Annotated in this window: 7 protein-coding genes; 6 read left to right on the top strand and 1 reads right to left on the bottom strand. The window is 55.8% G+C overall.

Annotation, left to right across the window (positions count from 1 at the left end; genetic code table 11):
- From BLW10_RS10400 to BLW10_RS10385, 4 genes are all read left to right on the top strand, one after another.
- A partial coding sequence (locus BLW10_RS10400) for an ISAs1 family transposase (protein WP_143116993.1) occupies positions 1-369 on the top strand: 369 nt, incomplete at its 5' end.
- A gap of 146 nt (positions 370-515) precedes the next feature.
- A complete protein-coding gene (gene prmB / locus BLW10_RS10395) occupies positions 516-1,439 on the top strand; it encodes a 50S ribosomal protein L3 N(5)-glutamine methyltransferase (RefSeq protein ID WP_091334512.1) in 924 nt (307 codons plus the stop codon).
- A 144-nt stretch (positions 1,440-1,583) separates the two neighbouring features.
- Positions 1,584-2,969 carry an oxygen-independent coproporphyrinogen III oxidase gene (hemN, locus tag BLW10_RS10390; protein WP_091334510.1) on the top strand — a complete coding sequence of 462 codons (1,386 nt, stop codon included), beginning with the start codon at positions 1,584-1,586 and terminating at the stop codon, positions 2,967-2,969.
- A 182-nt stretch (positions 2,970-3,151) separates the two neighbouring features.
- Positions 3,152-5,167 carry a diguanylate cyclase domain-containing protein gene (locus tag BLW10_RS10385; protein ID WP_091334508.1) on the top strand — a complete coding sequence of 672 codons (2,016 nt, stop codon included), beginning with the start codon at positions 3,152-3,154 and terminating at the stop codon, positions 5,165-5,167.
- Here the strand turns inward: BLW10_RS10385 and queG are convergent.
- Positions 5,140-6,243, bottom strand: coding sequence for a tRNA epoxyqueuosine(34) reductase QueG (gene queG, locus BLW10_RS10380; protein WP_091334507.1), 1,104 nt, complete (start codon positions 6,241-6,243; stop codon positions 5,140-5,142). The genes BLW10_RS10385 and queG overlap by 28 nt on opposite strands.
- A gap of 149 nt (positions 6,244-6,392) precedes the next feature.
- On the opposite strand from queG, the gene BLW10_RS10375 reads away from it, so the two are divergent.
- Positions 6,393-7,895: an RsmB/NOP family class I SAM-dependent RNA methyltransferase gene (locus BLW10_RS10375; RefSeq protein ID WP_091334505.1), complete on the top strand. Its 1,503-nt coding sequence runs from the start codon at positions 6,393-6,395 to the stop codon at positions 7,893-7,895.
- An 83-nt stretch (positions 7,896-7,978) separates the two neighbouring features.
- On the top strand, positions 7,979-8,713 hold the full coding sequence (locus BLW10_RS10370) for a hypothetical protein (protein ID WP_091334503.1): 735 nt from the start codon (positions 7,979-7,981) through the stop codon (positions 8,711-8,713).
- The last annotated feature ends 27 nt before the right edge of the window (positions 8,714-8,740 follow it).

Below are 8,740 nucleotides of genomic sequence, written 5' to 3'. Positions count from 1 at the left end.
GCCGGACTCAAGGCGGTGGGACGGGTGGAGTCCACCCGCCTTATCGGCGATCACTCCAGCACCGAAACACGCGAATTCCTCTGCTCGTTCACGGATCTGCCACGCTTCGCCGCCGCGGTGCGCCAGCATTGGAGTATCGAGAATCAACAGCATTGGATCCTCGATGTCCAGTTTGGCGAAGATGCCTGTCGCACCCGCCGCGACCATAGCGCACAGAATCTGGCCCTGCTGCGTCGTATGGCGCTCAACCTCTTGCAGCACAATGGGCCGCCCAAGGACAGTCTGCGCCAGCGAAAACTACGCGCCGCGCTCAACGATAACTACCGGATGGAGCTACTGCTCGGCGAACATAATAGGAAAACTATATAGCGCGATCGCCCTGGCCTAAGCATGGCGAACGCTGAAAAAACCCGGGCGGCGGTGGTATCCTTGCCAACTTATCCTCAGCCGTCCGCTGTATCAGCGACGTGGACGGCGTGATCTCTTTATTCACAGTTGGAAGATACATAGGTGTCATGGCAGAGCAGCCGGACGGTTTGATTTCGATTCAAGACTTCGTGCGCTGGGGCGCGAGCCGCTTCAACGCAGCGGGGCTGCATTTTGGGCACGGCACGGATAACGCTCTTGACGAGGCGGCGCTGCTGGTGCTCAGTGCGCTGCATCTGGAGCCCAATGTGCCCGCCCACTTCCGCGACTGTCGGCTCACGCCGGCCGAGCGCGTGTGCGTGTGCGACCTGATCGAGCGCCGCATTGTTGAGCGGATGCCGGCTGCGTATTTGATTGGGCGGGCTTGGTTTGCCGGACTGGAATTTCGTGTCAATGAACACGTTCTCGTGCCGCGCTCGCCGATTGCTGAACTGGTTGAGGTCGGCTTTGATCCCTGGATCGACGCCGACCGCATCGCCCGCGTACTCGATCTATGCTGTGGTAGCGGCTGCATCGGCATCGCCGCAGCCGTTTATTTGCCCGATGCGGATGTCGATTTAGTCGATATTTCGCCTGACGCCTTAACCATCGCTCGCGAGAATATCGCACGGCACCGTGTCGGCGACCGGGTGCAGGTATTCGAGTCAGATCTATTTACGGCACTCGGCGCACAACGCTATGACGTGATCGTCTCCAATCCACCTTATGTGGCGCAAGCCGAGTTTGACACACTGCCTGCCGAATATCACAACGAACCGGCGCTTGGATTATTAGCCGGTGATGATGGGCTAGATATTGTATTGCGGATTCTCGACGAAGCCGCCGCGCATCTTCATGAACGCGGGATTTTGGTTGTCGAAGTCGGTAATGCATTACCGGCATTAGAAGCGCGACTGCCTGATGTTCCCTTTACTTGGATTGAATTTGAGCGCGGCGGCGAAGGGGTCTTTTTGCTTACCCGCGAACAATTGCTTGAATATCAGCCACTCATTGAACAGGCGCTCTATTCCTAATTGTTATTCCCACATCCCGCCGCATTCGAGGCCGTATGCTTGCGTGCTTTGAATTGCATCACAGCGGGGACGATGCCTGAACAGGCTTTACATGATGGGCCGCTCGGGAGCCAACTATGCCCCCAACGGCTGGAGGATTGAACGGTGGAGCAAGGCGTTTCCTTCGACCTTGATTTAATTCGGCGCTATGACCAAAGCGGCCCGCGCTATACCTCGTATCCCACCGCAGTGGAATTCGACGAGTCTTTTAATCAAGCGGCCTATCAAGCCGCCTGTGCCCGCAGTAACGCCAGCGGTCGTCCGCTATCGCTGTATTTCCATATTCCATTTTGTGATACGGTCTGCTTTTATTGCGCGTGCAATAAAATCGCCACTAAAGACCGTTCACTAGCACCGCCTTATTTAGCGCGGGTGTATCGTGAATTGGAAATGCAAGCGGCGCTGTTTGACAAATCGCGGGTTGTCGAACAATTACACTGGGGCGGCGGCACCCCGACGTTTCTCAGTCACGATCAAATGATCGAATTGATGGAAGTCACGCGCCGTCATTTTACTTTAACGGATGATGACAGCGGCGAATTTTCTATCGAAATTGACCCGCGTGAAGCCGATGCCTCGACGGTAAAACTGCTGCGCCAGATCGGTTTTAACCGCATGAGTCTCGGCGTACAAGATTTCGACGAGCGCGTGCAAGCAGCAGTGAATCGCTTCCAAACTGAAGCGCAGACGATGACAGTGCTTGAAGCGGCATTAGCTGAAGGCTTTCGCTCAACCAGCATCGACTTGATTTACGGCCTGCCGTTTCAATCCGTCGAAAGTTTTATGAAAACGCTGGAGCGGGTGATTGAAGTCAATCCGCAACGGCTATCGGTCTTTAATTACGCGCACCTGCCCGAACGGTTTAAACCGCAGCGCCGTATCAGCGAAACCGATTTACCAACAGCGCAAGTCAAGCTCGATATTCTGCAATCAACGATTGCGCGATTGACCGAAGCCGGTTATGTCTTTATCGGCATGGATCATTTCGCCCGCCCCGATGACGAACTCGCCGTTGCGCAACGCGCCGGAACGCTTTATCGCAATTTCCAGGGCTATTCGACGCACGCGCATTGCGATTTAATTGGCATTGGTGTGACCTCGATTGGCATGATCGACAACACCTACGGTCAAAATCGCCGCGAACTCAATGAATATTACGCTGATATCGACGCTGGACGATTGCCGGTATTTCGTGGCTTAGAGCTAAACCGCGATGATTTAATTCGCCGCGATGTGATTACGCGGCTGATTTGTCATTTCCAACTCGACAAAGCGGCAATCGCTGAGAAATGGGACATCGCCTTTGATGAGTATTTTGCCGACAGTCTCGTCAAGCTCACAGGCATGGAAGATGATGGTTTAGTCACAATCGATGCTGACCATATTCGCATTCAAGCACGCGGACGACTGCTGGTGCGGAATATCTGCATGGCCTTTGATGCCTATCTTGCTACCAAAACTGGCCCAATTGGTTTCTCCAAAGTCATCTAAGACGCAGCAGAACCAGGCGGGTTAAAAGCTCCGGTGCATTCTGTGCAGTTGTCCTAACCTAACCGTGCAGAATGCGCACAATACAAAGAAACGCTTCATAATCAATCATGCTTGTATTCATGCTTGTATCGTTATAGATACAGATTCTTTGTGTGCTTTGGGTTCTTTGCGGTTCACGCACTATGCACAATACGGGATTGAGCCAAGCGATTGCGCGTCTAGCCTTCGGCCTCTTCATAGCGGTTTGGGGTAGCGAGCTATTGGCACTAGAAACCGTATCATTGCAATTGCGCTGGAAACATCAATTTCAATTTGCTGGTTATTACGCTGCATTGCACAAAGGTTTTTACCGCGAAGCCGGATTCGATGTGCAATTATTAGAAGGTGGCCCAGGCGCTGACCCGGTATCTGCTGTACTGTCAGGTCAGAGTGATTTTGGGGTATCGCTTTCCAGTCTGGTGATTGATTATCTCAAAGGCAAGCCAGTCGTGATGCTGGGGCCGATTTTTCAGCATTCGCCAAATGTATTGCTCATTCGTGGTGAGAATCGCCAAATCTCTGAATTAGGCTTGCCTGATGCTGGCGCAATTGCCTTGATGGGCGGCGATCAGGATGTTGAATTAAAGGCGATGTTTCTCAATGAGGGTATTGCACTCAAACACCTGCAAATTATTCCTGATAAAAATCATCTGAGAGATTTAATTCAGGGGCATGTTACCGCCATAAATGCGTATCTTTCCAACGAACCTTTTACGCTGCAACAAAATGCGATTCCATTCAGTATTTTGCGACCGCAAAATTACGGCATGGATTTTTATGGCGATCTGCTATTTACCACACAGCAGCGCGTCGCCGAACAACCTCAACAAGTTGCTGCATTTCGAGCCGCTTCATTGCGCGGCTGGCAGTATGCGCTTGAACATCCTGAAGAAATTATTGATCTTATTCTGACGCATTATAATACGCAAGCTAAATCACGCGAACATTTACAATACGAAGCTCAGACATTGCGGCGGCTCATCAACCCCGAAGTCATTGAACTTGGTCACAGTAATCCTGGGCGCTGGCGTCATATTGCACATACCTTTGCTGGCTTTGGTGTGGTGACGTTGGAGCGCCCGCTTGATGATTTTTTCTATAATCCTAATCCAACGATTGATCTTACGTGGCTGTATTGGGCGTTAGGGATTAGTTTGACGGTATTATTGTTAGTAGGCAGTATTGCGTTCTATGTGCATCGTGCGAATCGGCGTTTAGGGCAAGCGATTGCTGAACAGCGCCGCAGTGAAGAACGCTATCGAGTGATTTTTCAATCCTCAGCATCAGCGGGTATTGTGTGGCGTGCCGGATTTATTGTAACTGACTGGAATCATCAAGCTGAGGATTTATTCGGTTGGTCGCGTGCTGAGGTGATTGGGCGTGATTTCACGGATTTTCTGCTTCCTGAAACGCTGCGCCAGCAATTAGTTCCAGAATTTGCGCGGATTGTGCAAAATGTGGCTGAATTGCCGCACGGCATTAATGATAATTTGACCCGCGATGGACGGGTGATTAGTTGTGAATGGTTTAATGCGTGGCTGCCGCGCCAAGCTGGAGAGCCGCAAGAGATTATTTCGCTGGCGATTGATATTACCGAACGGCTGCAACTTGAAGAGCAGGTCAGGCAATTAGCATTCTTTGATCCCTTGACGCGCTTACCAAATCGACGGCTGCTGGATGATCGACTGGAACAGGCGATGACGATTTTTCAGCGATATGGCGGGTGCGGTGCGCTGTTATTCATTGATCTGGATAATTTCAAACCGCTCAACGATCAATATGGGCATGATGTCGGTGATTTGCTGTTAATTGAAGTGGCGCGACGTTTAGTCGATGCGGTGCGGGCCTGTGATACGGTGGCGCGATTTGGCGGGGATGAATTTGTGGTGTTAATTAGTCATTTGCACGCCGATGACGGAGAGACGCCAGATGATGCGCGTCGCGTTGCGAATAAGTTATTAGGTCGGTTGACGGTGCCCTATTGTTTGCGGCGTCCAGATGATTCAAATCCGGTGGAACATCATTGCAGTGCCAGTATTGGCGTGGTGCTGTTAGATGGGCGCGTAGATAAAAATGAAGTGTTTCGGCGGGCGGATATGGCGATGTATGACGCGAAACGTGCCGGTCGGAATCAAGTGGTGTTGGCGGCAGGTGGTTGATTACGTCGCGTGATATGTTGACCGAGTGCCCAAGCCACATGCTCGCGCACGAGGGCGCTGGGGTGATCGGCGCGGGCTTGAAGTGCGGTTTCTATTTCGATGCTGGGCGGCGCATTGCCGAGCGCGACGGCGAGATTGCGGAGCCATCGCTCTGGCCCGAGGCGGCGGATCGCCGAGCCAGCGGTACGCGCCAAAAAGGTCGCATCATCCCACGCGAAGAGCGCCAGCAGAGTGGCCGTGTCGAGACCATGACGTGGCAGAAAATCGCTTTCCGTCGTCAAGCTGGCGAAGCGATTCCACGGGCACACGAGCTGGCAATCATCGCAACCGTGTATGCGGTTGCCGATCAGTGGGCGCAATGATTCGGGAATTGGCCCGTGTAACTCAATCGTCAAATAGGACACGCAGCGCCGCGCATCGACCTGATAGGGCGCGACAATCGCGCCGGTCGGACAGGCGCTGAGACAGGCATGACAGCGCCCGCAGTGATCGGTCAACGGCGGATCGGGCGGCAGCGGTAAATCGGTGTAAATCTCGCCGAGAAAAAACCACGAACCGGCTTGCGGGTGTACCAGATTACTATGCTTGCCGATCCAGCCCAGACCGGCTTTAGCGGCCAGCGGTTTTTCCATCACCGGCGCGGAATCGACGAAAACGCGATGACCAAAGGGGCCAATGTGGGTGGCGAGCCGGTCAGCAAGCCGTTGCAGTCGTTGGCGCAAAACTTTGTGATAATCGCGCCCGAGGGCGTAACGCGCAATAAAAGCCGTAGCCGGATCGGCAAGACGTTCGCGCAGAGTTGCCCGCGATTCGGGTTGATAATCCATCCGCGCTGCAATGACGCTGAGGGTGCCCGGCACCAATTCCGCCGGACGCGACCGCTTGCGACCATGCCGCGCCATGTATTCCATCTCGCCGTGATAGCCCCGCGCCAGCCAATCGCGCAAACGCGGTTCGGCGTCGGTCAAATCGGTGTCGGCAATGCCAAGCTGCTGAAAGCCAAGTTCGCGGCCCCAGGTTTTAATGCGGGCAACTAGGGCGGCGGGGGATTCGAGGGGGGTGAGCGTGAGGGGCATAGACGGAAGAGCGTACCGTGTTTAGTGTTCAGCTTCCAGCTATCAGCGACCTGCTAAAACGCAGTAAAACAAAACCAAAGATTTTTCTGCGTAATTCCGCGCTTTCAGCGGCAAAAAAACATCTCTCTAACGCTTACTTCACGCCCCCCATGCCCCATCACAGCCCATCCCCACCACCATCCAACCACCGCCCCACCCGCACTGATGCAGCGGCCCGCCCAACCCCAACGCAGCTCGCGCACTCATGGCTCACGCGCTACCGCGACCTGATCGACGACTGGGACGCCTTTGCCGCCGCGCTCGCTCGCTCGTTGCCGGTCACGCTTTGGGCCAATCCGACGCGCATTTCAATCGCGGCCTTAACCGACCTACTCACCGAAGACGCACTCGCGCCGCAGCCGATCCCCGGACTACCCAACGCCCTGCGTCTGCCGCCTGAATATCGCGTCGGCCAGCAATGGTGGTATTGCGTCGGGCTGGCGCACGCACAGGAAGTGGTTTCACAACTACCAGTCACCGTGCTCGATCTTCAACCCGGACAGCGCGTGCTCGATCTATGCGCTGCGCCCGGCGGCAAAACGGCACAGATCGCCTTCGCGCTCGGCAATCGCGGCACGGTCATCGCCAACGACATCGGCTACGGGCGGCTCAAAGCACTGCAAGGCAATCTCGACCGACTCGGCGTCATCAATGTGACCACCACGCAGAGCGATGGCCGCAACTGGCCGACGGCGAGCGGCCAATTTGATCGGGTTCTGGTCGATGCGCCCTGTTCAAGCGAAGGCACAATCCGGCGCAATCCGTCCCTATTGCAACGCCATGATCCGGCAACTGCCGAACGATTCGGGCCGCGTCAGCGGGCGCTATTGCGCCGAGCCGTGCAACGCTGCCGCCCGGGCGGTCTGGTGCTCTATTCGACCTGCACCTTTGCGCCGGAAGAAAACGAACTCGTCGTCGCTGATATTTTGGCCGAATATGCCGGACAGCTTCAGCTACGTGAAATCGACTTTCCGGGCTTTAATACCGCGCCCGGCGTGACCCGATGGCTCGGGCGCACCCTGCCGCCGGAGCTGGCGCGGTGTCGGCGATTCTGGCCCCATCGAAATGATACGGGCGGCTTTTTTATCGCCCTACTCGAAAAAGATCCCAGCTTACCCGCCGAGCCAGAACCCGAATTAGCGCACCTCGCCGACAGCGAACATGATGAATGGCTAGATGGGTTGATCGCAAAATACGGCTTGCCCGAGGACTATTGGAGCCGCTATCGCATCAACCGTCAGACCAAACGCGGGCTGCATCTGCTGGCCGCCGATCATGCGCCGCCGGCCGTGCCCGCTGCTGAAGGACGCGGCCTGTTTTTTCATCGCACCAATGTACGTCCACCCAAGCCGACGACCAGCGGGGCGCTCGTCATCGGGCCAGATGCAACGCGCTTTCGGCTCGAACTCAACCGCGAGCAGCGAGATGCCTATTTGCGCCGCGAACTGTTCGCACCGACAGCAGCACAACGCGCCGCCAATCCGCCCGGACAAGCGATTGTCAGCTATCGCGGCCAAATACTTGGCATCGCCGTGTTGCATCGCTCCGGCGTCATCGAGAGCCAGTTTCCGAGCCGTTGGAGCGGACAGGCCGCCACTGAGCTACCCGCGTAGGATGGGTCGAGCGTAGCGATGCCCGGCATTCCGGGCTATTCTTGACTACAACGTTTGAACAGCACAATCAGGGCAATCCTCCTATGCAATCCATTCTGCACATCAATCGGGTCAGTCTCCTCGTGGCTGGGCTGCTGGCGCTGCCGTTGGCTCATGCCCAAGCGCCGCTGGTGCCGCCGGCTCCCATCGGGCCGGATCTCAACACGGAATGGGTCGAGCCAGCCGCCACAGAACCGCCGCCACCTGCGCCCACGCCGCAGCTTCCCGAAGGCACAGTGCTGCAAGAGGGCATGATTCTGCCGCCCGGCACCGTCCTACCCGGGGGTGCGATTCTGCCACCAGAATCAGCGACTCCGGCCCCAACGGTCGAGTACACGCCAACACCAGTGCCCATGCCCGAACCGCAACCAGAACCAACTGTAGTGCATCCGCTCCCCGCGCCTGCGCCAACTCCAGCACCGCCGCCGCGTCGCGGAGTTGGGCCATCGGTGCAAGTGATGAATGGTGTGTCCTATATCAGCGGCGGCATTGGCGTCTCGGAGCGCGAAGAGCTGCAAGCGATGAAATCGCAGTTCAATCTGCGGCTGCTGTTTGCCGTCACCGGCTCCGGTTCCTATCTGGCCGATGTACGGGTGCGCATCGACGATGCGGCTGGCGGCATTCGGCTTGATGCGCTATCAGAAGGCCCGTGGTTCTACGCCAAACTGACACCTGGCCGATATATCCTTCAAATCACGAGCGCCGGACAGGTACAGCGTCGTGAAGTCAGCATCCCAGCGAGCGGAGCGCTGGAACAGGCGTTTTACTGGAACGATTAAAACCGACAGATAGCACGCATCGACTCA

This window comes from Allochromatium warmingii (assembly GCF_900107145.1).
GTDB classification, from domain to species: domain Bacteria; phylum Pseudomonadota; class Gammaproteobacteria; order Chromatiales; family Chromatiaceae; genus Thermochromatium; species Thermochromatium warmingii.
This window is presented reverse-complemented; position numbering and strand designations above follow the sequence as displayed.